This is a genomic window from Klebsiella sp. GG_Kp146 (genome assembly GCF_040061975.1).
Lineage (GTDB): Bacteria > Pseudomonadota > Gammaproteobacteria > Enterobacterales > Enterobacteriaceae > Klebsiella > Klebsiella quasipneumoniae.
In genome coordinates this window covers 88,440-112,703 of record NZ_JBEAHA010000006.1, presented here as the reverse complement: position 1 = coordinate 112,703, position 24,264 = coordinate 88,440, and the positions used below count along the sequence as shown (strand labels likewise).

Genomic DNA, 24,264 nt, shown 5'->3' with positions numbered 1-24,264 from the left:
CGATTACAGGGCGCTGCCGAAGGTGTTGCACTGCGCCGGGTCGCCGCTGTCGAAACCGCGTTTGAACCAGGTGTAGCGCTGTTTTGACGTGCCGTGGGTAAAGCTGTCCGGTACCACCCGACCCTGGCTCTGCTGCTGCAGACGGTCGTCGCCGATGGCCTCGGCGGCGTTCAGCGCCTCCTGCAGATCGCCGGTTTCCAGAATATCCTGCTGCTGCATATTATGGCCCCAGACGCCGGCGAAGCAGTCTGCCTGCAGCTCCATCTTAACCGACAGCCGGTTGGCTTCGGCCTCGGTGGCATGCTGCTGTTGCTGGCGGACCTTCGGCTCAATGCCCAGCAGTTTTTGTACGTGATGACCCACTTCATGGGCAATGACGTACCCCTGGGCAAAGTCGCCGTCGGCGCCCAGTTTATTTTTCATCTCATCGTAGAATGACAGGTCGATATAGACCGTGCTGTCGGCAGGACAGTAGAACGGCCCCATCACCGACTGGCCGGTACCGCAGCCGGTACGGGTCGCGCCGCGGTAGAGCACCAGCTTTGGCTGGGGGTACTGGCGGCCCATCTTTTCAAAGATCGGTCCCCAGGTATCTTCGGTGGTGGCCAGGATCACCGAAGTAAACTTCGCCGCTTCATCGTCTTTCGGACTGATGGAGCGCTGCGTGGAGGTCTGCTGCTGCGGCATCGGTTCGCCGGTCAGCATGCCGGTCAAATCCACGCCGTAATAGCCCGCCACCAGCACAATAATCAGCAGCACAATGCCGCCCTTCCCGCTCGGCAGCCGGAAGCCGCCGCCCCCGCCGCCAAACGGCGAGCCCGATTGACCGCGTCGATCTTCAACATTGTCGCTTTCGCGACGCCCTTGCCAGCGCATAAGCACCTCATTCCCTGTTATGTATCAATAGCAGAGATCGTAGGCGGTTCAGCGCAGGATTACCACAGGAAACAGCAAGAGACGCCAGAAGATGAGACCATCTTCTGGCGGCGGGCGAGTTAGTCGAGCTTAACGCCCAGGCGGTGAGCCACTTCTTCGTAGGCTTCGATCAGGCCGCCAAGGCTCTGGCGGAAGCGGTCTTTGTCCATTTTATCAAGGGTGTTTTTGTCCCACAGGCGGCTGCCGTCCGGCGAAAACTCATCGCCCAGCACCACTTCGCCTTTGAACAGACCAAACTCCAGCTTAAAGTCCACCAGAATCAGACCGGCGTCATCGAACAATTTTTTCAGCACGTCGTTGGCTTTGTAGGTCAGCTCGCGCATCCGCGCCAGATTCTCTTTGCTCACCCAGCCGAAGGTTTCGCAGTAGGAGTCGTTGACCATCGGATCGTGCATGGCATCGTTTTTCAGGAACAGATCGAACAGCGGCGGATTCAGCTCGATACCTTCTTCAATGCCTAAACGTTTTACCAGCGAGCCTGCCGCACGGTTACGCACCACGCACTCCACCGGCACCATATCCAGTTTTTTCACCAGGCATTCGGTATCGGAGAGCAGCGCTTCCATCTGGGTAGGGATGCCCGCTTCTGCCAGTTTGCTCATAATGAAGTGGTTGAACTTGTTATTCACCATGCCTTTACGATCGAACTGCTCGATGCGCGCGCCATCACCTGCTGACGTATCGTTACGGAATTCCAGTACCAGCAGGTCCGGATTATCGGTGCTGTATACTGTCTTCGCCTTACCACGATACAACTCAGCTTGCTTTTTCATCTTTCACTACTCCAGTGATATTGAGCCTAAAAATACGTTTCCACCTATACACAAAATCATTCAAAGTGCATCGAGGCGGCAACTGAGCGAATCCCCAGGAGCTTACAAAAGTAAGTGACTGGGGTGAACGAAGGCGGCCAACAAAGAGGCAATTTGAAGGATGATGTGTATACGCACACGTTTGCGTCACTATATATTAAAAGGGCCGGATTGCTCCAGCCCTTTTGATTACTTGTTAAATGCGGCCTGGAATACGGCTACCAGAGCGTCATTTTGCGACTGCGTCAGGGTGTGGCCTTTCGGGTCGATGAACTGCAGGCTACTGCGGTTATCGAGGTCGCCGACCTGAAGTTTGTAGTCACCGGAGACCAGCTGCGGGTCGCGTGCGCCCAGCTCCTGCCAGCTGCTGTCAGACAGCGGCTTGTAGGTCAGCGCCATGCTGCCCTGAGAGCGCGTGCTGTCGGTCACTTTCATCCCCACTTTCTCGAGGGCGCCCGGCAGACGCTGCCACACCATGTTAAACGGCGCGCGAACGACGAGCATTGGCAGGCCAGTATCGTCGGCAGCGCTCTGCACGTCGAAGGTGGCGCCCGCGCTGCGCTGAGCGGCGTTCTGGGCGCTGGTGGCGTTCATGTCCAGGCCTTCCGAAATGACGTTCAGCATGGCGGTGCTGTAGCGCTGCAGTGACGCCGGATCGGCAACCGGTTTACCCGCCTGCTCCAGATTCACCAGCTTGACCACAACCGCTTGCTGATAGCCCTGCGGTTTGACGGAGATTTGATAACGACCGCGATACTGCTGATCTTCATCAAGACGGTTCCACTCAACCCAGTCGGTGTTCAGCGTCTGGCTCGCATCATCGCGCTTGGCGATAACGTAGTTCTTCGACTGAAGAATGCTGGTAACCTGCGCCCACAGCGAACCGCTGCGGCCGTTTTCGACCATCAGCGTCGCGGTATCGCCGTTGAACTGGGTGCGGGCGCCGCTAACCAATGCCAGCGGCTGCGCCGGCGGGCGAATGTCCAGCGCCTTGCCGACCGCGCCGGTGCTGTTGGCCACCGGAATGTTGTAATCACCCACCTGAATCGGCAGGATCATCCCCGCCGGCGCGTGAAGTTCGCTCAACGGTGACGCCTGTAAATAGGCCTCATCACCGCTCACCTGACGCTTATAGCGCGAGTCGGAACTACAGGCCGCGAGGAGTAGAACCAGCGAAACACCCGCAACCTTCGCCAGGCGCGACTTCTGTACTGAGTAAGCCATCAAATCTCCCTAAACTTTACAGCAAACCGGCATGCTTCAGCGCGGCGGTAACGGCTTCACGACCCTGGTCGGTGATAGGCGTCATCGGCAAGCGCAGCGTATCGGTCGCCACAAGACCCAACGCCTTGCATCCCCATTTCACCGGGATAGGATTGGGTTCGACAAATAATTTTGTATGCAATGGCATCAGACGCTGGTTAATCGCCCGGGCTTCGGCAAATTGACCCGCCAGCGCCAGACGGCACATGTCGGCCATTTCGCGCGCCGCCACGTTGGCGGTAACGGAAATCACGCCCACGCCGCCGAGCTGCATAAAGTCCATACCGGTCGCATCGTCACCGCTCAGCAGAATAAAGTCGTCTGAAACCAGCTCTTTGATCTGGTGAACACGACTTAAGTTCCCTGTTGCTTCCTTAATACCGACAATATTTTTAATTTGCGCCAGACGGCCAACGGTTTCCGGCAGCATATCGCAACCGGTACGGGACGGCACATTATACAGAATTTGCGGCAGGTCAGTATGTTCGGCGATAGCTTTAAAGTGCTGGAACAGGCCTTCCTGGGTCGGACGGTTATAATAAGGAGTGACCGTCAGGCAGCCGACAACGCCGCTGTCGTTAAAACGTTTGGTCAGGCTAATCGCCTCTGCGGTTGCATTGGCTCCCGTTCCCGCGATAACCGGGATACGCCCGTCAGCCAGTTCCAGCGTCATCATCACCACGTCGCCATGCTCTTCATGGCTCAGCGTTGCGGATTCACCGGTAGTCCCTACCGAAACGATCGCCGAGGTTCCGTTGGCGACATGGTAATCAATCAGTTTTTTCAGGCTTGTCCGGCAGACATTACCGTTTTCATCCATCGGCGTGACAAGCGCTACAATACTTCCCGTGAACATGGGCCATCCTCAGAGCAGAAGTGCGACAAGATTCTCAATGTTACGTTTGGAGCTGCAATAAAAGCAAGAGACCCGACGCCATCAGGGATGTTGTATGGCGGTTTTTTTTATGCTTTCCTAATGTTACCTCACCTTTTTAAAGGAAGAACAGGTTTGACAGCCTCATTACAACACTATCTGGTTATTACCGCCCTGGGGGCTGACCGTCCCGGCATCGTGAATACGATCACTCGCCACGTCAGCAGCTGCGGTTGTAATATCGAAGACAGCCGGCTGGCCATGCTCGGTGATGAGTTTACGTTTATCATGCTGCTTTCCGGTTCGTGGAATGCGATTAACCTGATCGAATCAACCCTGCCGCTGAAAGGCGCGGAGCTGGAGCTGTTGATCGTGATGAAACGCACCACCGCGCGCCCGCCGCAGGCCATGCCAAACACCGTCTGGGTCCAGGTTGAGGTGCCGGACTCACCGCATATCATCGAGCGCTTCACTGCCCTGTGCGATACATGGAATATGAATATCGCGGAACTGGTGTCCCGCACGCAGCCGGGAGACGGCGATTCCGCGCAGCTTTTTATCCAGATAACGGCTCACAGCCCTGCGACGCAAAATGCAGCAAATATCGAACAAGCGTTCAAAGCCCTATGTACAGAACTCAATGCACAAGGCAGTATTAACATCGTTAATTATTCACAGCATGATGAACAGGATGGAGTTTAACCCATGACCCCACTGAAAGCCGGTGATCTTGCACCGAAATTTAGCTTACCGGACCAGGACGGCGAGGAAGTAAATTTAACCGACTTCCAGGGACAGCGTGTCCTGGTTTATTTTTACCCGAAAGCCATGACCCCGGGCTGCACCGTCCAGGCGTGCGGCTTGCGCGATAATATGGACGACCTGAAAAAAGCCGGTGTGGAAGTGCTGGGCATCAGCACCGATAAACCGGAAAAGCTCTCCCGTTTCGCCGAAAAAGAGCTGCTGAACTTTACGCTGCTGTCTGATGAAAACCATCAGGTTTGCGAGCAGTTTGGCGTCTGGGGCGAAAAATCTTTTATGGGGAAAACCTACGACGGGATCCACCGTATCAGCTTCCTCGTCGATGCCGATGGCAAAATCGAACACGTCTTTGATGACTTCAAAACCAGTAATCACCACGACGTGGTGTTGAACTGGCTGAAAGAAAACGCCTGATGCAAAGCAAGACGCCGGGGGAGAGAACCTCGCCCGGCGTCTTTTTTTATCCTCAATGCCTTAGTCGTCGTCGACGACCAGGCCATCCGGCCAGGCATGCACCACCGCTTTAATTAACGTGGCCAGCGGAATGGCGAAGAAGACGCCCCAGAATCCCCACAAACCGCCAAAGATCACCACCGACAGGATAATCACCAGCGGGTGCAGATTCACCGCTTCCGAGAACAGCACCGGTACCAGCAGGTTACCGTCCAGTCCCTGAATAATCAGATAGACCGCGAACAGACTCCAGAACTCGGTGCCTGCGCCAAACTGAAACAGCGCCACCCCTACCACCGGAATGGTCACCACAAACGCGCCGATATAGGGGATCAGCACCGAGAAGCCCACCAGCACCGCCAACAGCAGCGAGTAGTTGAGGCCGAAAAGGATAAAGCCTATCCAGGTGGCGACGCTGACGACAATCATCTCCAGCACCTTACCGCGAATGTAGTTGGTGATTTGCTGGTTCATCTCCTTCCACACCTGCCCGGCCAGACCGCGGTTTCGCGGCAGCACGCGGCGTACCGCGTTGAGCATCTGCTCTTTATCCTTCAGCAGGAAGAAGACCATCAGCGGCACCAGCACCAGATAGACCGCCAGCGTGAGCAGCCCCACCAGCGAGGCGAGAGAATACTTGACCACCGAGTCGCCCACCGTCAGCATCCGGGTACGCATATTTTCCGCCATCGCGTCGATGATGCCGGCATCCATCAACGCCGGATAGCGCCGCGGCAGCGTGGCGGCGAAATCAGAGAGCTTGTTAAGCATGCCCGGCATATCGCGGATAAGGTAGATCCCCTGCTGCCAGGCCACCGGCAGCACCACAAAGGCCAGCAAGAGCAGAATACCCACAAAGAGGATTAGCACCAGCGAGGTCGCCCAGGTGCGCGACAGGCCGATGCGCTCCAGGCGAACGGTCGGCCACTCCAGTAGATAGGCCAGCACGATAGCCACCAGTAACGGGGCCAGCAGGCCGCTGAAAAAGAACATGATGCCGAAACCGGCAAGCAAAATAACCAGCAGCGCTATCGCCTCAGGGTCGCTGAATCGACGGCGGTACCACTGCATTAACATCTCGAGCATAAAACCTTCCCTGAAGCGCAACGCGGCGACAAACGGGGGAATTGTATCGAAATGTCACAAAAAAGACTTCGCTTTTTGATGCGCAGCAGACAAACCCGTCTCCGCCGTGAAGAACCTATTTTCAATGCGTCTAACGCCAGCTAAACTCGCTGGGATGCGGCCAGGGAACATTGCGTCGCACAATCGGTCAAACTGGCACATCCACATTACAGGACAGAGGTTATGTTCAGGCAGTTGAAGAAAACGCTGGTGGCGACCATGATCGCGTCGCTGACGCTGGGTTCGTTAGGCCCTGCTTTTGCTGACTCCGCAGATACCCTGCCGGACATGGGGACCTCCGCAGGAAGCACGTTATCGATTGGTCAGGAAATGCAGATGGGGGATTACTACGTCCGCCAGCTGCGCGGCAGCGCGCCGCTGATCAACGACCCTCTGCTGGTGCAATATATCAACGGGCTGGGCATGCGTCTGGTCTCGCATGCGAATTCGGTGCGCACCCCGTTCCACTTCTATTTGATTAATAACGACCAAATTAACGCCTTCGCCTTCTTCGGCGGCAATGTGGTCCTCCACTCCGCCCTGTTCCGCTACTCCGATAACGAGAGCGAACTGGCCTCTGTCATGGCGCACGAAATTTCCCACGTTACGCAGCGGCATCTCGCCCGCGCAATGGAAGATCAGAAACGCAATGCGCCGCTGACCTGGGTCGGCGCGCTGGGTTCAATTCTGCTGGCGATGGCCAGCCCGCAGGCCGGGATGGCGGCGCTGACCGGGACGCTGGCCGGCACCCAACAGGGCATGATCAGCTTCACCCGTCAGAACGAAGAAGAGGCCGACCGAATCGGTATTCAGGTTCTGCAACGCTCAGGATTCGACCCGCAGGCCATGCCGATGTTTATGGGTAAACTGCTTGATGAGTCGCGCTACTCAACGCGGCCGCCGGAAATGCTGCTCACCCACCCCCTGCCGGAAAGCCGGCTTGCCGATGCCCGTAACCGCGCCAACCAGATGCGCCCGGTTGTCGTGCAGTCCTCAGCGGACTTCTATCTGGCGAAGGCGCGTACCCTCGGAATGTACACCAACGGCGACAATAAGCTAGGCACCGATCTGCTCAACGCCTGGGATAAAGGCAATATCCGCCAGCAGCATGCCGCGCAGTATGGCCGCGCCCTGCTGGCGATGGAAAGCAACAACTTTGACCAGGCGCGCAAAACGCTGCAGCCGCTGCTCAGCGCCGATCCGCAAAATCCCTGGTATCTCGATCTGGCCACCGATATCGACCTCGGACAGAAGAAAACCGGCGACGCCATCAACCGTCTTAAAAACGCTCGTGAACTGCGCACCAATCCGGTGCTGCAGTTGAACCTGGCCAACGCCCTCCTGCAGGGCGGACAGCCCGGGGAAGCGGCGACCATCCTGAATCGTTATACCTTTACCTATAAAGAGGATGGCAACGGCTGGGACCTGCTGGCGCAGGCGGAAGGCGCCCTGGGCAATCGCGACCAGGAGCTGGCGGCGCGGGCAGAAAGCATGGCGCTGGTCGGCCAGCTGGAACAGGCGATTTCTCTGCTCAGCAGCGCCAGCTCGCAAGTGAAACTCGGTAGTCTGCAGCAGGCCCGCTACGATGCCCGCATCGACCAGCTACGTGAGCTACAGGCCCGCTTCCGCCCCTACCAAAAAATGTAAGGAGACCCCATGACCGACGCGGTAAAAATTTACCATAACCCACGCTGCTCGAAGAGCCGCGAAACGCTGAGCCTGTTGAAGAGCCACGGCATCGATCCTGAGATGGTGCTTTATCTTGAGACGCCACCGGATGCCGGGACGCTGCGTCAACTGCTGCAGCTGCTGGGTATGGAGAGCCCCCGCGAACTCATGCGCCAGAAAGAGGATCTGTATAAATCGCTCAATCTTGCCGACCCGGCGCTCAGCGACGCCGCGCTGATACAGGCGATGGTCGACAACCCTAAGCTCATCGAACGCCCAATTGTCGTCAGCCGCGGCCAGGCGCGTATTGGCCGACCGCCGGAGCAGGTCCTTGAGATCGTGAGCTAAGCCACCCGCGCCGCGCTTACGCGGCGCTTTTTTTACGTAGCTGATTCCAGATCTTCCACGCCAATCCCTCCCGCCCGTCTTGCAGTGCTACTGTTCATCTAACGCTCAATCCACTGGACGGATGAACATGAAAAAACCAACCTCAACGCCTCACGATGCCGTATTTAAGACCTATCTCTCCCACCCTGATACCGCCCGCGATTTTCTGCGGCTGTACCTGCCCGAGACGCTGCTTAAAGTGTGCGATCTGCGTACGCTGCATCTCGAGTCCGGGCATTTTGTCGAAGACGATCTGCGTCCCTTTTACGCCGACATTCTGTATTCCCTGAAAACCACGGCGGGAGACGGCTATATTTATGCGCTTATCGAACACCAGAGCACGCCCGACCGGCATATGGCCTTTCGTCTGATGCGCTACGCCATCGCCGCCATGCAGCGCCACCTTGATGCCGGCCACGATCGGCTGCCGCTGGTGATCCCTGTTCTCTTCTACCACGGTCTGGTAAGCCCCTACCCGTTCTCACTGCGCTGGCTCGATGAATTCGTCGCTCCGGAGCTGGCCGGCCACCTTTATCACGGGGCGTTTCCGCTGGCGGACATTACCGTCATTCCGGATGACGACATTGCCACCCACCAGCGCATGGCGACGCTGGAGTTACTGCAAAAACATATTCGACAACGCGATCTGGCGCAGCTCCTCGACAAACTGAGCGAATTATTATTGACTGGTCTGGCGACGGAATCGCAGGTACAAGCCCTGATGCACTATCTGGTGCAGGCAGGCAACGCGCGAGAGCCGATCAAGTTCATTCGCGAGCTGGCGTTACGTACGCCGCAGCACAAGGAGACGTTGATGACAATTGCGGAATATCTGGAACAGCAGGGTCTGGAGCGGGGCCTGGCGCAGGGACTGGCGCAGGGCCGTCAGGAAGGCCGGAAAGAAGAGGCGCAGCGTATCGCCGCCGCTATGCTACACAGTGGCCTGGCGCGCGACCTGGTCGCCCGGTTGACCGGGCTGACGGAGGAGGAACTGACTCCGCAGGCGGACTAGAGTTTAAGGATCTCTTTCACGAAGGGGATCGTCAGCTTGCGCTGAGCGGTAATCGAGGCATGATCCAGCTGATCGAGGGTCATAAATAGCGAGCGCATCTCGCGATCCAGCCGCTTCAGCAAGAAGCGGCACACGTCCTCCGGCATCTCAAAGCCGCGCAGTCTGGCGCGCAGCTGCAGGGCCTGCAGTTTGTCTTCATCCGACAGCGGCTGCAGCTTATAGATCTGCCCCCAGTCAAGCCGCGAGGCAAGATCCGGCAGACCAAGATTCAGTTGCCGCGGCGGCCGGTCGCCGGTGATCAGCAGCCGGGTTTTACCTGATTCCAGGATCCGGTTGTAGAGATTAAAGATGGCCATTTCCCAGGGCTCATCCCCGGCGACGCACTCGATGTTATCGATGCAGACCAGGGCCAGCTGTTCCATCCCCTCCAGCACCTCCGGCACAAACCAGGTGCGTTTATCCAGCGGCACGTAGCCCACGGCATCCCCGCGCTGGGAAAGCTCGGCGCAGGCGGCGTGTAACAGGTGGCTGCGACCCGCCCCTTCACGTGACCAGATATAAATATACCCGCTGTGTTCCTGGCGCAGTACGTTCTGGAGGGCAGCAAGTAGGGAAGGATTATCACCCGGCCAGAAACTCGCGAAGGTTTCGTCGTCAGGAAGATACAGTGGCAAAGAGAGCTGTGCCGGTGCGTTCAGATGGACCTCAACATAGGCTTACAGAAAAACGCGAAGAGTTTATCACAGATTTAGGTCAGGAGAGAACCGGGCGGGATCGCCGCCCGGTCAGGCGATCGTTATTTAACCTCTTCGCTATCCACAGCGTCGAGAACCACCTCTTCCGGACGCAGGACGCTGATAAGCTTGAAAATCAGGCTGAGCGCAATACCGACGATGGTGGCCAGCGCCATCCCTTTCAGCTCAGCGGCGCCGATGTGCACTTTGGCACCGCTGACGCCGATGATCAGGATCACGGAGGTGAGGATCAGATTCTGCGCTTTGCTGTAATCCACCTTCGATTCAATCAGTACGCGGATCCCCGAGGCGCCGATCACCCCGTACAGCAGCAGCGACACGCCGCCCATCACCGGCACCGGGATGATCTGGATCGCCGCCGCCAGTTTGCCGACGCAGGAGAGCAGAATCGCAATGATCGCCGCGCCGCCGATAACCCAGGTGCTGTAGACGCGGGTAATCGCCATCACGCCGATATTTTCCCCGTAGGTGGTGTTAGGCGTCGAGCCGAAGAACCCGGAAATGATCGTCGACAGGCCATTGGCAAACATCGAACGATGCAGGCCCGGGTCGCGGATCAGATCGCGTTTGACGATATTGGCCGTCACCACCAGGTGACCGACGTGCTCGGCAATCACCACCAGCGCAGCGGGCAGAATGGTGAAGATGGCGAACCATTCAAAACGCGGCGTGTAGAAGGTTGGCAGCGCGAACCAGTGCGCTTCGGCGATCGGGGTGGTATCAACCACGCCCATCACAAACGACAGCGCATAGCCCACCAGAACGCCAATCAGGATCGGGATAATCGCCAGGAAGCCGCGGAACAGGACCGAACCAAACACCGTCACCGCCAGGGTTACCATCGAGATAATAATGGTTTTGCTGTCCGGTGACTGGCCGTCGGCTGGCAGCAGCCCGGCCATATTGGCCGCCACGCCTGCCAGCTCCAGACCGATAACCGCCACGATGGCCCCCATCGCCGCCGGGGGGAACATCACATCCAGCCAGCCGGTACCGGCTTTTTTGACAATAAAGGAGACGAGGCAGAATAGCACGCCGCACATAATGAAACCGCCCAGCGCCACTTCATAGCCCAGCGGCAGCAGGAGCAGCACCGGAGAGATAAAGGCGAAACTCGATCCCAGATACGCCGGGATTTTGCCTTTACAGATAAAGAGGTACAGCAGCGTACCAATACCGTTGAACAGCAGCACGGTGGCCGGGTTGATGTGGAACAGGATTGGCACCAGCACCGTTGCGCCGAACATGGCAAACAGGTGCTGCAAACTAAGCGGGATAGTCTGTAAAAGCGGCGGTCTTTCACTCACCCCGATAGCACGGCGCGTCATAGTGTTTTCCTCTGAGATGGTTAGTTATGTGTGTTTTATTCAAAAAAAAGCCGACTCTCAAAGTCGGCTTATTTATCGTTATTCGATTATTTCGTACCAAAGATCTTGTCGCCGGCATCGCCGAGACCGGGAATGATGTACCCGTGCTCGTTCAGTCCCTTATCGACAGAGGCGGTATACAGCTCAACGTCCGGGTGCGCTTTCTCCAGCGCGGCAATCCCTTCCGGCGCCGCCACCAGCACCAGCACCTTGATGCTGGTGCAGCCGGCGTTTTTCAGCAGATCGATAGTGGCGATCATCGACCCACCGGTGGCCAGCATCGGGTCAACCACCAGCGCCATACGCTCATCGATGTTGGACACCAGCTTCTGGAAGTAAGGTACCGGCTCAAGGGTTTCTTCATTGCGATAAATACCCACCACGCTGATACGCGCGCTTGGCACGTGCTCAAGCACCCCTTCCATCATGCCGAGGCCTGCGCGCAGGATAGGCACGACGGTAATTTTCTTGCCCTTGATCTGCTCAACTTCCACCGGGCCGTTCCAGCCTTCGATGGTCACTTTCTCGGTTGCCAGATCGGCGGTGGCTTCATAAGTCAGTAAGCTGCCCACTTCTGAGGCGAGTTCACGGAAGCGTTTGGTGCTGATGTCGTGCTCGCGCATCAGGCCCAGCTTGTGTTTGACGAGTGGGTGTTTGACTTCCACAATCTTCATTCTCTTTCTCCTCTGAGGGGCAGCCACAAAAAAAATCGCGGGATTATACCGCTTTTTTCGGATTAGGCCATACCCATCTTGCTTGACGTATATCAAGCAAAGTGATTTAGAGACAAAAAAACCGGAGACGAGGCTCCGGTTTTAGCGCGGGGTTCTGCCGGGCGGCGCTAACGCTTACCCGGACTGGAAACCACGCAGGCTCGATAAGCGCAGCGCCATCGGGAAATTATAGCTGCTCCCCGTTGCTGGCAATCACCTTCTTATACCAGTCGAACGACTTCTTCTTACTGCGGTCCAGCGTGCCGTTGCCTTCATTATCTTTATCCACGTAGATAAAGCCGTAGCGTTTTTTCATCTCCCCCGTGCCGGCGGAAACCAGATCGATACAGCCCCACGGGGTATAGCCCATCAGGTCAACACCATCTTCGACCACCGCCTTTTTCATCTCCGCGATATGGGCGGAGAGATAATCAATACGGTACTGGTCATCCACGCTGCCGTCCGCTTCACGAACATCGATCGCGCCAAAACCGTTTTCGACAATAAACAGCGGTAGCTGATAGTGATCCCAGAACCAGTTCAGCGAATAGCGCAGGCCGACCGGATCTATCTGCCAGCCCCAGTCCGACTTTTTCACGTACGGGTTGGAGACCAGGCTGGTGGTTTCATCATAATCGAGCAATGGGTTGTCTTCGGTGGCTTTGGTGGCGAAGGACATATAGTAGCTAAAGCCGATGTAGTCGACACAGCCTTCGGTTAACGCCTGACGATCGGCTTCGGTCATGTCCAGGCTAAAGCCGCGACGGGCAAAATAGTTGAGCAGATGCTGCGGATAGCGGCCGCGCACGTGGACGTCGGTGAACCAGTACCGGCGGTGCATGGCGTTCATCGCCATCATCATATCGTCCGGCGCGCAGGTCAGCGGATAGATGGGACACATGGCGATCATGCAGCCTATCTGCAGAGCAGGGTTGATCTCGCGCGCCGCTTTCACCGCCAGGGCGCTGGCCACCAGCTCATAATGTGCGGCCTGGTACATCACCGGTTCCCGATCTTCACCCGGCACATACTTCAGACCGGAGTTGGTGAAGGGGGCAAAGTCCTCATGGTAGTTGGCCTGGTTGTTGATCTCGTTGAAGGTCATCCAGTACTTCACTTTATGCTGGTAGCGGGTGAAGACGACCCTGGCGAAGCGCACGAAAAAGTCGATCAGCTTGCGGTTACGCCAGCCGCCGTACTCGGTGACCAGGTGATAGGGCATTTCAAAATGCGACAGCGTAATGACCGGTTCAATACCGTGTTTCAGACATTCGTCGAACAGATCGTCATAAAACTGCAGGCCAGCCTCGTTCGGCTCCTGTTCATCGCCCTGCGGGAAAATACGCGTCCAGGCAATCGAGGTGCGGAAACATTTAAAGCCCATTTCGGCAAACAGCGCCAGGTCCTGCGGGTAGCGATGATAAAAATCGATCGCCTCATGGTTCGGGTAGTTTTTCCCCGCTACCACGCCGTCGGTGATTTCCCGCGGCACCCCGTGGGCGCCGGCGGTCATGACATCCGCCACGCTGACCCCCTTGCCCCCCTCCTGCCAGCCGCCCTCTAACTGATGCGCCGCCACCGCGCCGCCCCACAGAAAACCTTCTTTAAATCCGGACATAATCTCTCCCTAAGGTCGATCGTCGCCAGGCGAACGATAGTGCTGATTGAAATGGTAAACCGCGCCAATCAGGCCGGCATCATTGCCGTGACTGACGGTATCGAGATAGTCGGCAATGCCGAACCAGGCCAGATGCTGGCGCAGCAGCGTCAGAAATCCAGGGCGTTCCACAATGCCGCCGCCGATAAAAATAGTCTGCGGATCGAAGATATTGACGAGGTTATAAAGGCCATGGCCCAGGCCATTGAAGAACTCGGCGACCAAACGCTGGCAAACCGGGTCGCCGGCGTCGTAGCGGTCAAAAATCATTTCACCAGTGACGCTATCCAGCGGCGCGCCAATATGTTCCGCATAGCGATGGCGAAGCACCCGCAGGGTGCAGTTTTCATTCATCGAGTAGCGACGGGGATCGCGTCCGCCAGGACGATCGGTAAGCATATAGCCGAACTCACCGGCGCGAAAACGCGCCCCGTGGTTCAACTGATGTTGGCAAAAAATCGCTCCACCGATGCCAGTGCCGATAGTGAGCACCAGAAAATTGGCCATTTCCGCCGCTTTGCCCTGCCAGCGCTCAGCCAGCAGCACACAGTTGGCGTCGTTTTCCACCGAGACCGGCAGCCCGGTTCGCGTCTCGAGCCACGATTTCATGGCGAAGTTGTCAAATCGACGGATAGCGCCGCCCATGGTGATAAAGCCGCTGTGCGGATCGACATAGCCCGGCGCGCTGATGGCTATACCTTCGCACGACGGGTGGGCCGCCAGCCACGACAAGATGGTCTGTAAGATATGATCGCCATCGCTGTCATTGATTGACTGCTTCGCGGTTTCCAGCAGCCTGCCGTCGCGGGTCATGACGCCCATCTTTAGCGCGGTGCCGCCGATATCAAATGCCGCAATCTTCATTCATCCCTCCCCTGTCGAGCATAATGCACCGGTGATCCACACGGCGGCCAACCACAGAAACCGGTTTCATTCGTATGATGAGGATTCCCTGGCACTGAGGCAAGCACAAGGCTGTACCCGGTTTCATTTTCGTGAGCAGTATCAAATTTGACCATCCGCCAACGGTTTTACGCCGTCTGTAAAGCAGGCTCGCAAACGTTTGCTTTCCCTGTTAGAATTGCGCCGATTTTTCTTGCTTACCGCAAACGCGTGGAGACTTCGCAGTGACCGACAAAACCTCTCTCAGCTATAAAGATGCCGGCGTGGATATTGATGCAGGCAACGCTCTCGTCGACCGTATTAAGGGCGTGGTGAAGAAAACCCGTCGCCCGGAAGTGATGGGTGGACTGGGCGGATTCGGCGCGCTGTGCGCACTGCCGCAGAAATACCGCGAGCCGGTACTGGTCTCCGGCACCGACGGCGTCGGTACCAAGCTGCGTCTGGCAATGGATCTGAAGCGTCACGACACCATCGGCATCGACCTGGTCGCCATGTGCGTGAACGACCTGGTGGTTCAGGGCGCTGAGCCGCTGTTTTTCCTTGATTATTACGCCACCGGTAAACTGGACGTCGATACCGCAGCCAGCGTCATCAACGGCATCGCCGAAGGCTGCCTGCAGTCCGGTTGCGCGCTGGTGGGCGGCGAGACCGCAGAGATGCCGGGGATGTACCACGGCGAAGATTACGACGTGGCGGGTTTTTGCGTCGGGGTGGTGGAAAAATCAGAAATCATCGACGGAAGTAAAGTCGCTGACGGCGACGTGCTGGTGGCGCTGGCCTCCAGTGGCCCGCACTCTAACGGCTATTCGCTGGTGCGTAAGATTATTGAAGTTAGCGGCGTTGACCCGCAGACTACCGACCTTGACGGCAAACCGCTGGCCGACCATCTGCTGGCGCCGACCCGCATCTATGTGAAATCGGTTCTCGACCTGATTGCCAGCGTTGACGTCCACGCCATCGCCCATCTGACCGGCGGCGGCTTCTGGGAAAACATCCCGCGCGTGCTGCCGGACAACACCCAGGCGGTGATTGATGAGTCTTCCTGGCAGTGGCCGTCCGTCTTCAACTGGCTGCAAACCGCCGGTAACGTCAGCCAGCATGAGATGTACCGTACCTTTAACTGCGGCGTGGGGATGGTTATCGCCCTGCCGGCTGCAGAAGCAGACAAGGCCATTGCCCTGCTGAACGAGAAAGGTGAAAACGCATGGAAAATCGGGTATATCAAAGCCTCCGATTCCGAACAGCGTGTGGTCATTGCATGAAAAACATTGTGGTGCTGATTTCCGGTAGCGGCAGTAATTTGCAGGCGATCATCGACGCCTGCGGCCGGAAACAGATAAACGGCACCCTGCGTGCGGTATTCAGTAACAAGGCCGATGCGTTCGGCCTTGAGCGCGCGCGCGCGGCCGGGATCCCGGCCCACGCGCTGGCGCAAAGTCAGTTTGCCGACCGGGAAGCGTTCGATCGTCAGCTGATGCATGAAATTGACGCCTACGCCCCGGATCTGGTGGTGCTGGCGGGCTATATGCGTATCCTGAGCCCCGCCTTCGTCAGCCACTATCAGGGACGTCTGCTGAACATCCACCCTTCGTTACTGCCGAAGTATCCTGGCCTGCATACCCATCGCCAGGTGCTAGAAAACGGTGACGAGGAGCATGGGACCTCGGTGCACTTCGTCACCGACGAGCTGGACGGCGGTCCGGTTATCCTGCAGGCCAAAGTGCCGGTCTTTGCTGGCGACAGCGAAGAAGAGGTCACGGCGCGGGTTCAGACCCAGGAACATGCCATTTATCCGCTGGTGATAAGCTGGTTCGTTGAGGGACGTCTGCGCATGGAGGGCAACCACGCCTGGCTGGATGAACGACAGCTTCCCCCCCAGGGCTATGCCGCTGAAGAATGAACAACAGCCCCGCCTTTCGCCATCGCGGGGCTTTTTTTTAATTAAAATTGTTTATTAATCAAACATCTCACAGAAATAATTCTTCTTACTGTCATATAGTTGTGACACAGTAAATCGCTATGCAGAAAAATTCGTCATAATAGTCTACGTCCTGTGAGTAAAACGGAGTGTGAGCGGTAATGGGCCAGGAAAAGCTATACATCGAAAAAGAACTCAGCTGGTTGTCTTTTAACGAGCGCGTGCTGCAGGAAGCGGCGGACAAGAGTAACCCGCTGATTGAGCGCATGCGCTTCTTAGGGATCTACTCCAACAACCTTGATGAGTTTTACAAAGTGCGCTTCGCTGAGCTTAAGCGCCGGATTATTATCAGTGAAGAACAAGGCAGTACCGCCCATTCTCGCCACCTGTTAGGCAAAATCCAGGCCCGCGTGCTGAAGGCCGATCAGGAATTCGATAGTCTGTATAACGAACTGCTGCTGGAGATGGCGCGCAACCAGATCTTCCTGATCAATGAGCGTCAGCTGTCCGTCAATCAGCAGGCCTGGCTGCGCAACTACTTTAAACAGTATTTGCGCCAGCATATCTCGCCGATCCTGATTAACCGCGAAACGGACCTCGTGCAGTTTCTGAAAGATGATTACACCTATCTGGCGGTGGAGATTATCCGCGGGGAAAACATCAACTATGCCCTGCTGGAAATTCCGTCGGATAAGGTCCCGCGCTTCGTAAACCTGCCGCCGGAAGCGCCTCGTCGCCGTAAACCAATGATCCTGCTGGATAACATTCTGCGCTATTGCCTGGACGACATCTTTAAAGGCTTCTTTGATTACGATGCGCTGAACGCCTACTCGATGAAAATGACCCGTGACGCCGAGTACGATCTGGTGCATGAGATGGAGTCGAGCCTGATGGAGCTGATGTCCTCCAGCCTGAAACAGCGCCTGACCGCCGAGCCGGTTCGCTTCGTCTACCAGCGCGATATGCCGGACGCGATGGTCGAAATGCTGCGCGATAAGCTCTCCATCTCCAACTATGACTCAATGCTGCCGGGCGGCCGCTATCACAACTTTAAAGACTTTATCGGCTTCCCGAACGTGGGTAAGGCCAATCTGGTCAATAAACCTATGCCGCGCCTGCGTCATCTGTGGTTTGATAAATTCCGCAACGGCTTCGACGCCATTCGCGAACGCGATGTGCTGCTCTACTACCCCTATCATACTTTTGAGCATGTGCTGGAGCTGCTTCGCCAGGCCTCGTTCGACCCCAGCGTACTGGCGATCAAAATCAACATCTACCGCGTGGCCAAGGATTCGCGCATCATCGACGCGATGATCCACGCCGCCCACAACGGTAAAAAAGTCACCGTGGTGGTGGAGCTGCAGGCGCGTTTTGACGAAGAGGCCAACATTCACTGGGCGAAGCGCCTGACGGAAGCGGGCGTTCACGTGATCTTCTCCGCGCCGGGCCTGAAGATCCACGCCAAGCTGTTCCTTATCTCGCGTAAAGAAGGCGATGAGGTGGTGCGCTACGCCCACATCGGCACCGGTAACTTCAACGAGAAGACCGCGCGGATCTATACCGACTATTCGCTGTTAACCGCCGATGCGCGCATTACCAATGAAGTCCGCCGGGTGTTTAACTTTATTGAAAACCCCTACCGCCCGGTCAGCTTCGATTACCTGCTGGTGTCGCCGCAGAACTCGCGTCGTCTGCTGTATGAGATGATCGACCGCGAGATCGCCAATGCGCAGAACGGGCAGCCGTCCGGTATTACCCTGAAGCTGAACAACCTGGTGGACAAAGGGCTGGTGGACAGACTGTATGCCGCCTCCAGCTCCGGCGTGCCGGTCAACCTGTTGATCCGCGGCATGTGCTCGCTGATCCCCGGTCTGGAAGGCATCAGCGAAAATATTCGCGTCATCAGCATTGTGGACCGTTTCCTCGAGCACGACCGGGTCTACTGTTTTGAAAACGGTGGCGATAAGCAGGTCTGGCTCTCCTCTGCCGACTGGATGACGCGTAATATCGATTATCGTATCGAAGTTGCCGCCCCGCTGCTCGACCCGCGCCTGAAACAGCGGGTGCTGGATATTTTTGATATCCTGTTCAACGATACGGTAAAAGCGCGCTATCTTGATAAAGAACTGAGTAATCGCTATGTGCCGCGCGGCAATCGCCGTAAAGTGCGCGCTCAGATGGCGATTTACGATTATCTCAAATCACTCGAACAACCCGACTAACCTATGCCAATAAACGAAAAAACCCCTCGACCGCAGGAGTTCGCTGCGGTTGACCTTGGTTCGAACAGTTTTCATATGGTGATCGCCCGTGTCGTCGACGGCGCCATGCAGATCATCGGACGCCTGAAACAGCGCGTACATCTGGCCGATGGCCTCGATGAAAACTCGGTGTTGAGCGAAGAAGCCATGACCCGCGGGCTGAACTGCCTGTCGCTGTTTGCCGAACGCCTGCAGGGATTTTCTCCCTCCAGCGTCTGCATCGTCGGGACGCATACGCTGCGTCAAGCGACCAATGCGGCGGAGTTTCTTAAACGCGCGGAAAAAGTGATCCCCTACCCGATCGAGATCATTTCCGGTAATGAAGAAGCGCGCCTGATATTTATGGGCGTGGAGCACACGCAGCCGGAGCGCGGCCGTAAGCTGGTGATTGATATCGGCGGCGGTTCGACTGAGCTGGTCATCGGTGAAGATTTTGAGCCCCGCCTGGTGGAAAGCCGCCGCATGGGGTGCGTGAGTTTCTCCCAGGCCTACTTCCCGGGCGGGACGATCAATAAGGAAAATTTTCAGCGCGCTCGCCTGGCGGCGGTGCAAAAGCTGGAAACCCTGGCCTGGCAGTTCCGTATTCAGGGCTGGACCGTGGCGCTGGGCGCCTCCGGCACCATTAAAGCCGCCCAGGAAGTGCTGGTGGCTATGGGCGAGAAGGACGGGTTTATTACGCCGGAACGCCTCGAAATGCTGGTCAGTGAGCTGCTGAAACATAAAAACTTCGACGCGCTCAGCCTGCCCGGCCTCTCGGAAGACCGTAAAGCGGTCTTTGCCCCGGGGCTGGCGATTCTGTGCGGCGTGTTTGACGCGTTAGCCATTAAAGAGCTTCGTCTGTCTGATGGCGCGCTGCGTGAAGGCGTGCTGTACGAAATGGAAGGCCGTTTCCGCCACCAGGATATTCGTAGCCGCACGGCGCAGAGTCTGGCGAATCAGTACAACATCGATCGCGAACAGGCGCGCCGGGTGCTGGAAACCACCACCCTTATGCTGGAGCAGTGGCAGGAGCAGAATCCGAAGCTGGCCAATCCACACCTCGCGGCGCTATTGAAGTGGGCGGTGATGCTCCATGAGGTGGGCCTGAATATTAACCACAGCGGCATGCACCGCCACTCGGCCTACATTCTGCAGAACAGCGACCTGCCGGGCTTCAACCAGGAGCAGCAGATGCTGATGGCCACGCTGGTGCGCTATCATCGCAAAGCGATAAAACTCGACGACCTGCCGCGCTTTACGCTGTTCAGGAAAAAGCAGTTTCTGCCGCTGATCCAGCTGTTGCGCCTCGGCGTGCTGCTGAATAACCAGCGTCAGGCCACCACCACGCCGCCGACGCTACGGCTGCAGACGGAAGCTCACCACTGGACGCTGACCTTCCCGCACAACTGGTTTAGCCAGAATGCGCTGGTGCTGCTGGATCTGGAAAAAGAGCAGCAGTACTGGGAAGGTGTGCCGGAGTGGCTGCTGAAGATTGCGGAAGAAGAGCCAGACGCCTGATCGCCTCTGTGGATAGCATTCGAGCCGGGCCATCGCGCCCGGCTTTTTACCGCTTCAGGCGCTCATCCCCTCCGCCAGCTGCGCCAGAGGTACCGGAACGCCAATATCATAGCCCTGCATATAATCTATCCCCAGCGCGATGACCGCCTGGCGTATCTCCGGCGACTCGACATATTCGGCCACCACTTGCATGTTCTTCATCCGCGCCAGACGACAGATAGAGTCCACCACCTGGTAATCAAGACTGCTGGCGAGCAGATTGCGAATAAAGCTGCCGTCGATTTTAAGAATATCGACGTCCATCGTTTTTAACCGCGCATAGCTGGCGTAGCCGGTACCAAAATCATCGATCGCCACCCGGCAGCCCAGCGCCCGCAGACGCTCTAATGTCTGGCAAACCAGCTCGGGGTTGCTGAGCGCATAGTTTTCGGTCAGCTCGAAGATAATCTGCCATGGCTCAATGTTATAGGCCTGCAGCAGGTTTTCCACCTCCTCGGGAAACTGACTGCGGCTCAGCGAGACCGGAGAGAGGTTGATCGCCAGCCGCAGACCGGGCAGCGACCGCCGGTTGGCATCCATAAAGGCCAGGGTGTGCTCAATGACCCACTGATCCACGCGCGTGGACAGCCCAAACTCGTGCGCCACCGGCAGGAACTCGTTTGGCCCCGTCAGCTCCCCCGACTCCCCTTTCATCCTCAACAACACTTCATGGTAGTTGTCGCCGCGAATGCCCTGGATAGGTTGTGCCATCAGGACAAAATGGTCTTGCTCCAGCGCCTTGAGGATGCGGTTCATCATCACCACTTTGTCTTTCAGATCCTGCTGGACATGCCCGGCGCCGCGGCGCTGCAAATTCTCCGGATGGCCGCTGGCCAGCGACATGTCGGCAATCGTGTTCAGCTCGCCAAGCAGCAAATACAGATGCTTCACCGGCGAGCGGACGTTGCAATAGCTCATGCCGATCCTCGGCTGCAGGGGGACCCCGTCCCAGTGAAAACGGAACTGTCGCAGGGAGCGCTCAATTAAGTGAATGCGCGCCTGGTGCCCTTCGCTGTTGAGACGAAACACTAAATCGTGACCGGCAAGATGATATACCGCTTCGTTCGGCTGCAGCAGCGCACGCAGGTGATTCGCCAGCATTTGCTTATACTGAATGCGCAACAGCACCCCATAGTGGCGGCCCAGCAGCTCAAGCTCAGGAATACGCAAAAAACAGAGCGTCGACCAGCTCGCGCCGTTCAGCGCCCGGCTCAGCGCCCGCAGATTCGGCATATGTACCACCGGGTCGAGGAAGGCCATCTGTCGGACGCGGGCGTAGATCAGCCGCTGCTGTGTCGCCAGCATCGCCGTATAGGCGACAATAAACGAGAACACCAGATAGCTTGACGAGGTGATCGCCAGCTGAGTGTTATAACTTGGATAAATGGGTAAATAACGGTAATGAAAATGGATCACGGCGATCAGTACCGGCGTCCAGATCAGCGAGATAAAGCGATAGCCAAAACGCATCGCCCCCCACAGCATCACCGGCATCAGTAAGGATAATGTATAATTTGTACTGAATATAGTGCTGCTATCATTAAGCGGCATCAATAATAGCCCCAGCAGCAGGATTAATATCGCCACCCAGCTGATGATTTCAATTTTTTTTATTTTTGGATCAATTTGTAAGCGAACCTGAGAAATAAATCCGCGTAAATAAAAAGGGTTACGAATTACCCGCAGCAGTAAATAACATAAGGGCACGCCGGTCAGGCACCCTACCATCAGCGCCTGAAAGGTGATTAACGACCGTAAACTAAACGGCGAGACGCCGGTCATCTCCGTTGTGCGCGGATGCAGCCCCAGAAACTCGGCGATCTGCGACAGAATCAGAAAAATGACCGATGGGAGCAGCATTTGCCAGAACAAACGATGCGGCATCAGTTTGACGTTACCGTGCGATACCTGTTGCCGTTGAGGAACAAAGATGCGGTATCCGCCCCAGCAGAGTACGCAGGGGATCAGAAAATGGAACAGTACGCCAAAGGCCTGTTCCGGCGTCATGCCCCGGGCCAGCGTAAGCAGCAGGCCAACGATAATACCGGGGATCGCCGCCCAGCCGAAAAACATCATCAGGCTGAGCACCAGCGCCAGGGGAAGATAATAAAGATAAACCATGTGACCATTCAGCACGGTATATGTATTCATCCCTCTGGCAAGGGGTAATAACAGCACAGGCAGGAGAAGCGGTAAGGCCCACCATTTGTCGCGATATTGTTGATAGTATTTTAATAAATTCATAGGTGCTCTACAGAGAGCCTCTGCTCCTGCGAGGCATATTCAGGCAGGCATCCAACCACCCCATGCTGACCGCATAAGTAATTACGATACGGTAACGTCCGCTGATTTTAGTGGCCAAGAGAATGAGGCTGTTGATATAAATCAACAAATGCTGACACCAACATTAATAAAACTTATTTTTTCACCTTTCCCTGGCTAATAAAGTGAGCATGTAAATACGCCGATTATCTTATATAACATTAATTAATGTTTTCACTGCCGCACTTTTACATCTGCATCAATTGACCCCACCTCGTTCCTGTGCCTTAATACCCCCATCGCCCATCTTCGGGTATACTTCAAGGAACCTTTTGTGAGTCAGGCACCCAGTATGCGTAAACGACATCGATTTAACCGTCGCATGACCCGTATCGTACTACTTATCAGCTTTCTCTTCTTCTTTGGACGCTTTGTCTACTCCTCCATCGGCGCCTGGTACCATCACCAGGATAAAAAAGCGTCGCAGGAGTCAACGCTCACCGTCGAGCCCTCCGCCCGCGAGTAACCATTGATCCTGATGCCGGATGCGCCACCATCCGCAGGCAGAGACGCCGGTTCCGAGCACTCTCCCTGACGAGGCATGTTTTGCCGCTGGCGCTTTATAAGCGCACGGCCTGTAGCAGACGCAGCATTTCCGCCATTCCTTTGGTAATCACTTTATCCTGACGCATGACAACCGCCAGCTGACGGTACAGCGGCGGGGCCAGAGAATGTACCGTTAAGCCAAAGCGATCCTCCGCCTGCTCCACCGCCATGCGGGGCACAATACTGTAGCCCAGCCCGGCCCGCACCATGCGTTTGATCGCCTCGATGCTCCCCAGCTGCATCACCGGCGTGACCGCCAGGCCCGCCGAAAGGAACCAGCGGTCAATCAGATCTCGCGTGCCGCTGCCCGCCTCGAAGGCAATGAGCGGCAGCGCCTGCAGCTCCTCAGGGGTGCACACCGCCGGGATCCCCGCCTCGTGGCTGGGATGGATGACCACGAACTCCTCGTCCACCACTGCGGTCACCGCCAGACTGCGCCCCTGCTCGGGCAGCGTGACCAGCCCAAGATCGAGCCGGTTTTCCTCCACCGCCCGGACGATATCCAGCGTGTTGCCGGTGGTCACCCCCACCGTCAGCAACGGATGCTGCTGACGAAGATGCTGCAGCAGCGGAGGAAGAAGATGAATGCAGGCCGTCGCGCCGGTCCCCAGCGTCAACGAGCCATTAACTTCCTGACTAAATGCGCTGACCGACTGCACCGCGCTATTCACCGCCCGATCTATCTGCTCGCTGTGGGCCAGCAGCGCCATTCCCGCCGCCGTCGCCTTGATCCCGCGCCCGGTGCGCTCCAGCAGCCGAGTCTGTAAAAATTGCTCCAGCTGACGCACCTGCAGGCTGACGGCAGGCTGGGAGATCCCCAGCGCGTCGGCGGCGGCGGAGAAGCTGCCGCGCTGTACGACCAGCCGGAAGGTCGCCAGGTTTCCCAGATTCAGTGTTGTCATGCAAAGTTTCTCTTATACCGCGCATAAGGTGGCCGCTCTGCCAGAACAATAGCCTGCCGGGTATGCTCAGGACAACTCTCTTAACGGAATGA

22 protein-coding genes and 1 pseudogene are annotated in these 24,264 nt (G+C 56.8%); 10 read left to right on the top strand and 13 right to left on the bottom strand.

Features of this window, described 5'->3' with window-relative positions:
- Positions 1 to 3: 3 nt before the first annotated feature.
- The 4 genes from ABLU95_RS08585 to dapA all read right to left on the bottom strand — a co-directional run bounded on the left by ABLU95_RS08585 (position 4) and on the right by dapA (position 3,867).
- Positions 4 to 876 carry a neutral zinc metallopeptidase gene (locus ABLU95_RS08585; protein ID WP_023290614.1) on the bottom strand — a complete coding sequence of 291 codons (873 nt, stop codon included), beginning with the start codon at positions 874 to 876 and terminating at the stop codon, positions 4 to 6.
- 119 nt (positions 877 to 995) lie between these two features.
- A complete protein-coding gene (purC, locus tag ABLU95_RS08580) occupies positions 996 to 1,709 on the bottom strand; it encodes a phosphoribosylaminoimidazolesuccinocarboxamide synthase (protein WP_002913801.1) in 714 nt (237 codons plus the stop codon).
- 228 nt (positions 1,710 to 1,937) lie between these two features.
- Positions 1,938 to 2,972, bottom strand: a complete 1,035-nt coding sequence (gene bamC, locus ABLU95_RS08575) for an outer membrane protein assembly factor BamC (RefSeq protein ID WP_023290615.1) — start codon at positions 2,970 to 2,972, stop codon at positions 1,938 to 1,940.
- Between the two features lie 16 nt (positions 2,973 to 2,988).
- Complete coding sequence (gene dapA / locus ABLU95_RS08570; protein WP_023290616.1) at positions 2,989 to 3,867, bottom strand: 4-hydroxy-tetrahydrodipicolinate synthase; 879 nt, start codon at positions 3,865 to 3,867, stop codon at positions 2,989 to 2,991.
- Between the two features lie 153 nt (positions 3,868 to 4,020).
- Between dapA and ABLU95_RS08565 the strand changes: the two genes are divergently transcribed.
- Together ABLU95_RS08565 and bcp are read left to right on the top strand one after the other, a co-directional pair.
- Complete coding sequence (locus ABLU95_RS08565) at positions 4,021 to 4,587, top strand: glycine cleavage system transcriptional repressor (protein ID WP_002913804.1); 567 nt, start codon at positions 4,021 to 4,023, stop codon at positions 4,585 to 4,587.
- Between the two features lie 3 nt (positions 4,588 to 4,590).
- A complete protein-coding gene (bcp, locus tag ABLU95_RS08560; RefSeq protein WP_004201935.1) occupies positions 4,591 to 5,061 on the top strand; it encodes a thioredoxin-dependent thiol peroxidase in 471 nt (156 codons plus the stop codon).
- 60 nt (positions 5,062 to 5,121) lie between these two features.
- Here the strand turns inward: bcp and ABLU95_RS08555 are convergent, their stop codons facing one another.
- Together ABLU95_RS08555 and ABLU95_RS08550 are read right to left on the bottom strand one after the other, a co-directional pair.
- On the bottom strand, positions 5,122 to 6,186 hold the full coding sequence (locus ABLU95_RS08555) for an AI-2E family transporter (protein ID WP_004201933.1): 1,065 nt from the start codon (positions 6,184 to 6,186) through the stop codon (positions 5,122 to 5,124).
- A 54-nt stretch (positions 6,187 to 6,240) separates the two neighbouring features.
- Entirely contained in the window at positions 6,241 to 6,357 is a 117-nt protein-coding gene (locus ABLU95_RS08550) for a hypothetical protein (RefSeq protein WP_032429201.1), read from the bottom strand.
- Positions 6,358 to 6,408: 51 nt separating this feature from the next.
- Between ABLU95_RS08550 and bepA the strand changes: the two genes are divergently transcribed.
- The 3 genes from bepA (at position 6,409) to ABLU95_RS08535 (ending at position 9,292) form a co-directional block, all read left to right on the top strand.
- A complete protein-coding gene (gene bepA, locus ABLU95_RS08545) occupies positions 6,409 to 7,872 on the top strand; it encodes a beta-barrel assembly-enhancing protease (protein ID WP_065883051.1) in 1,464 nt (487 codons plus the stop codon).
- Between the two features lie 9 nt (positions 7,873 to 7,881).
- Positions 7,882 to 8,241 carry an arsenate reductase (glutaredoxin) gene (arsC, locus tag ABLU95_RS08540; RefSeq protein WP_348879243.1) on the top strand — a complete coding sequence of 120 codons (360 nt, stop codon included), beginning with the start codon at positions 7,882 to 7,884 and terminating at the stop codon, positions 8,239 to 8,241.
- A gap of 127 nt (positions 8,242 to 8,368) precedes the next feature.
- The gene (locus tag ABLU95_RS08535) at positions 8,369 to 9,292 is read left to right on the top strand and encodes an Rpn family recombination-promoting nuclease/putative transposase (protein WP_023290620.1); all 924 of its coding nucleotides are present in this window, start codon (positions 8,369 to 8,371) and stop codon (positions 9,290 to 9,292) included.
- Here ABLU95_RS08535 and ABLU95_RS08530 read toward each other — a convergent pair.
- The 5 genes from ABLU95_RS08530 to bglK all read right to left on the bottom strand — a co-directional run bounded on the left by ABLU95_RS08530 (position 9,289) and on the right by bglK (position 14,648).
- Positions 9,289 to 9,990 (bottom strand): DnaA inactivator Hda, encoded by a 702-nt coding sequence (locus ABLU95_RS08530; protein ID WP_020947395.1) that lies wholly within the window; start codon positions 9,988 to 9,990, stop codon positions 9,289 to 9,291. The two genes, ABLU95_RS08535 and ABLU95_RS08530, sit on opposite strands and share 4 nt — an antisense overlap.
- Before the next feature lie 98 nt (positions 9,991 to 10,088).
- On the bottom strand, positions 10,089 to 11,375 hold the full coding sequence (gene uraA / locus ABLU95_RS08525; RefSeq protein WP_023290621.1) for a uracil permease: 1,287 nt from the start codon (positions 11,373 to 11,375) through the stop codon (positions 10,089 to 10,091).
- A gap of 86 nt (positions 11,376 to 11,461) precedes the next feature.
- On the bottom strand, positions 11,462 to 12,088 hold the full coding sequence (upp, locus tag ABLU95_RS08520) for a uracil phosphoribosyltransferase (RefSeq protein WP_004201927.1): 627 nt from the start codon (positions 12,086 to 12,088) through the stop codon (positions 11,462 to 11,464).
- A 226-nt stretch (positions 12,089 to 12,314) separates the two neighbouring features.
- Positions 12,315 to 13,745 carry a 6-phospho-beta-glucosidase gene (locus ABLU95_RS08515; protein ID WP_023290622.1) on the bottom strand — a complete coding sequence of 477 codons (1,431 nt, stop codon included), beginning with the start codon at positions 13,743 to 13,745 and terminating at the stop codon, positions 12,315 to 12,317.
- Between the two features lie 9 nt (positions 13,746 to 13,754).
- Positions 13,755 to 14,648, bottom strand: coding sequence for a beta-glucoside kinase BglK (gene bglK, locus ABLU95_RS08510; protein WP_348879240.1), 894 nt, complete (start codon positions 14,646 to 14,648; stop codon positions 13,755 to 13,757).
- 263 nt (positions 14,649 to 14,911) lie between these two features.
- On the opposite strand from bglK, the gene purM reads away from it, so the two are divergent.
- The 4 genes from purM to ppx all read left to right on the top strand — a co-directional run bounded on the left by purM (position 14,912) and on the right by ppx (position 20,363).
- Positions 14,912 to 15,949, top strand: coding sequence for a phosphoribosylformylglycinamidine cyclo-ligase (purM, locus tag ABLU95_RS08505; RefSeq protein ID WP_004201922.1), 1,038 nt, complete (start codon positions 14,912 to 14,914; stop codon positions 15,947 to 15,949).
- Positions 15,946 to 16,587: a phosphoribosylglycinamide formyltransferase gene (purN, locus tag ABLU95_RS08500; RefSeq protein ID WP_023290625.1), complete on the top strand. Its 642-nt coding sequence runs from the start codon at positions 15,946 to 15,948 to the stop codon at positions 16,585 to 16,587. The genes purM and purN overlap by 4 nt, the downstream gene beginning before the upstream one ends.
- Positions 16,588 to 16,766: 179 nt before the next feature.
- Positions 16,767 to 18,827 carry a polyphosphate kinase 1 gene (gene ppk1, locus ABLU95_RS08495; protein WP_002913838.1) on the top strand — a complete coding sequence of 687 codons (2,061 nt, stop codon included), beginning with the start codon at positions 16,767 to 16,769 and terminating at the stop codon, positions 18,825 to 18,827.
- Between the two features lie 3 nt (positions 18,828 to 18,830).
- On the top strand, positions 18,831 to 20,363 hold the full coding sequence (gene ppx, locus ABLU95_RS08490; protein WP_004201914.1) for an exopolyphosphatase: 1,533 nt from the start codon (positions 18,831 to 18,833) through the stop codon (positions 20,361 to 20,363).
- 54 nt (positions 20,364 to 20,417) lie between these two features.
- Here the strand turns inward: ppx and ABLU95_RS08485 are convergent, their stop codons facing one another.
- Positions 20,418 to 22,646 carry an EAL domain-containing protein gene (locus tag ABLU95_RS08485; protein WP_289552705.1) on the bottom strand — a complete coding sequence of 743 codons (2,229 nt, stop codon included), beginning with the start codon at positions 22,644 to 22,646 and terminating at the stop codon, positions 20,418 to 20,420.
- A 370-nt stretch (positions 22,647 to 23,016) separates the two neighbouring features.
- Between ABLU95_RS08485 and ABLU95_RS08480 the strand changes: the two genes are divergently transcribed.
- Positions 23,017 to 23,190, top strand: coding sequence for a YfgG family protein (locus tag ABLU95_RS08480; RefSeq protein ID WP_017900441.1), 174 nt, complete (start codon positions 23,017 to 23,019; stop codon positions 23,188 to 23,190).
- Between the two features lie 94 nt (positions 23,191 to 23,284).
- Here the strand turns inward: ABLU95_RS08480 and ABLU95_RS08475 are convergent.
- Positions 23,285 to 24,197 (bottom strand): annotated as a pseudogene (locus ABLU95_RS08475) (LysR family transcriptional regulator).
- Positions 24,198 to 24,264: the final 67 nt, after the last annotated feature.

Excerpts from the sequence above, each read along its gene's own strand:
- ABLU95_RS08555 (WP_004201933.1), bottom strand. The coding sequence starts at position 6,186 with ATGCTCGAGATGTTAATGCAGTGGTACCGCCGTCGATTCAGCGACCCT.
- upp (WP_004201927.1), bottom strand. The coding sequence starts at position 12,088 with ATGAAGATTGTGGAAGTCAAACACCCACTCGTCAAACACAAGCTGGGC.
- ABLU95_RS08480 (WP_017900441.1), top strand. The coding sequence starts at position 23,017 with ATGCGTAAACGACATCGATTTAACCGTCGCATGACCCGTATCGTACTA.
- bcp (WP_004201935.1), top strand. The coding sequence starts at position 4,591 with ATGACCCCACTGAAAGCCGGTGATCTTGCACCGAAATTTAGCTTACCG.
- bepA (WP_065883051.1), top strand. The coding sequence starts at position 6,409 with ATGTTCAGGCAGTTGAAGAAAACGCTGGTGGCGACCATGATCGCGTCG.
- ABLU95_RS08585 (WP_023290614.1), bottom strand. The coding sequence starts at position 876 with ATGCGCTGGCAAGGGCGTCGCGAAAGCGACAATGTTGAAGATCGACGC.
- arsC (WP_348879243.1), top strand. The coding sequence starts at position 7,882 with ATGACCGACGCGGTAAAAATTTACCATAACCCACGCTGCTCGAAGAGC.
- ppk1 (WP_002913838.1), top strand. The coding sequence starts at position 16,767 with ATGGGCCAGGAAAAGCTATACATCGAAAAAGAACTCAGCTGGTTGTCT.
- uraA (WP_023290621.1), bottom strand. The coding sequence starts at position 11,375 with ATGACGCGCCGTGCTATCGGGGTGAGTGAAAGACCGCCGCTTTTACAG.
- purN (WP_023290625.1), top strand. The coding sequence starts at position 15,946 with ATGAAAAACATTGTGGTGCTGATTTCCGGTAGCGGCAGTAATTTGCAG.
- bamC (WP_023290615.1), bottom strand. The coding sequence starts at position 2,972 with ATGGCTTACTCAGTACAGAAGTCGCGCCTGGCGAAGGTTGCGGGTGTT.
- dapA (WP_023290616.1), bottom strand. The coding sequence starts at position 3,867 with ATGTTCACGGGAAGTATTGTAGCGCTTGTCACGCCGATGGATGAAAAC.
- bglK (WP_348879240.1), bottom strand. The coding sequence starts at position 14,648 with ATGAAGATTGCGGCATTTGATATCGGCGGCACCGCGCTAAAGATGGGC.
- ppx (WP_004201914.1), top strand. The coding sequence starts at position 18,831 with ATGCCAATAAACGAAAAAACCCCTCGACCGCAGGAGTTCGCTGCGGTT.
- ABLU95_RS08535 (WP_023290620.1), top strand. The coding sequence starts at position 8,369 with ATGAAAAAACCAACCTCAACGCCTCACGATGCCGTATTTAAGACCTAT.
- ABLU95_RS08515 (WP_023290622.1), bottom strand. The coding sequence starts at position 13,745 with ATGTCCGGATTTAAAGAAGGTTTTCTGTGGGGCGGCGCGGTGGCGGCG.
- purC (WP_002913801.1), bottom strand. The coding sequence starts at position 1,709 with ATGAAAAAGCAAGCTGAGTTGTATCGTGGTAAGGCGAAGACAGTATAC.
- ABLU95_RS08550 (WP_032429201.1), bottom strand. The coding sequence starts at position 6,357 with ATGTTCCCTGGCCGCATCCCAGCGAGTTTAGCTGGCGTTAGACGCATT.
- ABLU95_RS08485 (WP_289552705.1), bottom strand. The coding sequence starts at position 22,646 with ATGAATTTATTAAAATACTATCAACAATATCGCGACAAATGGTGGGCC.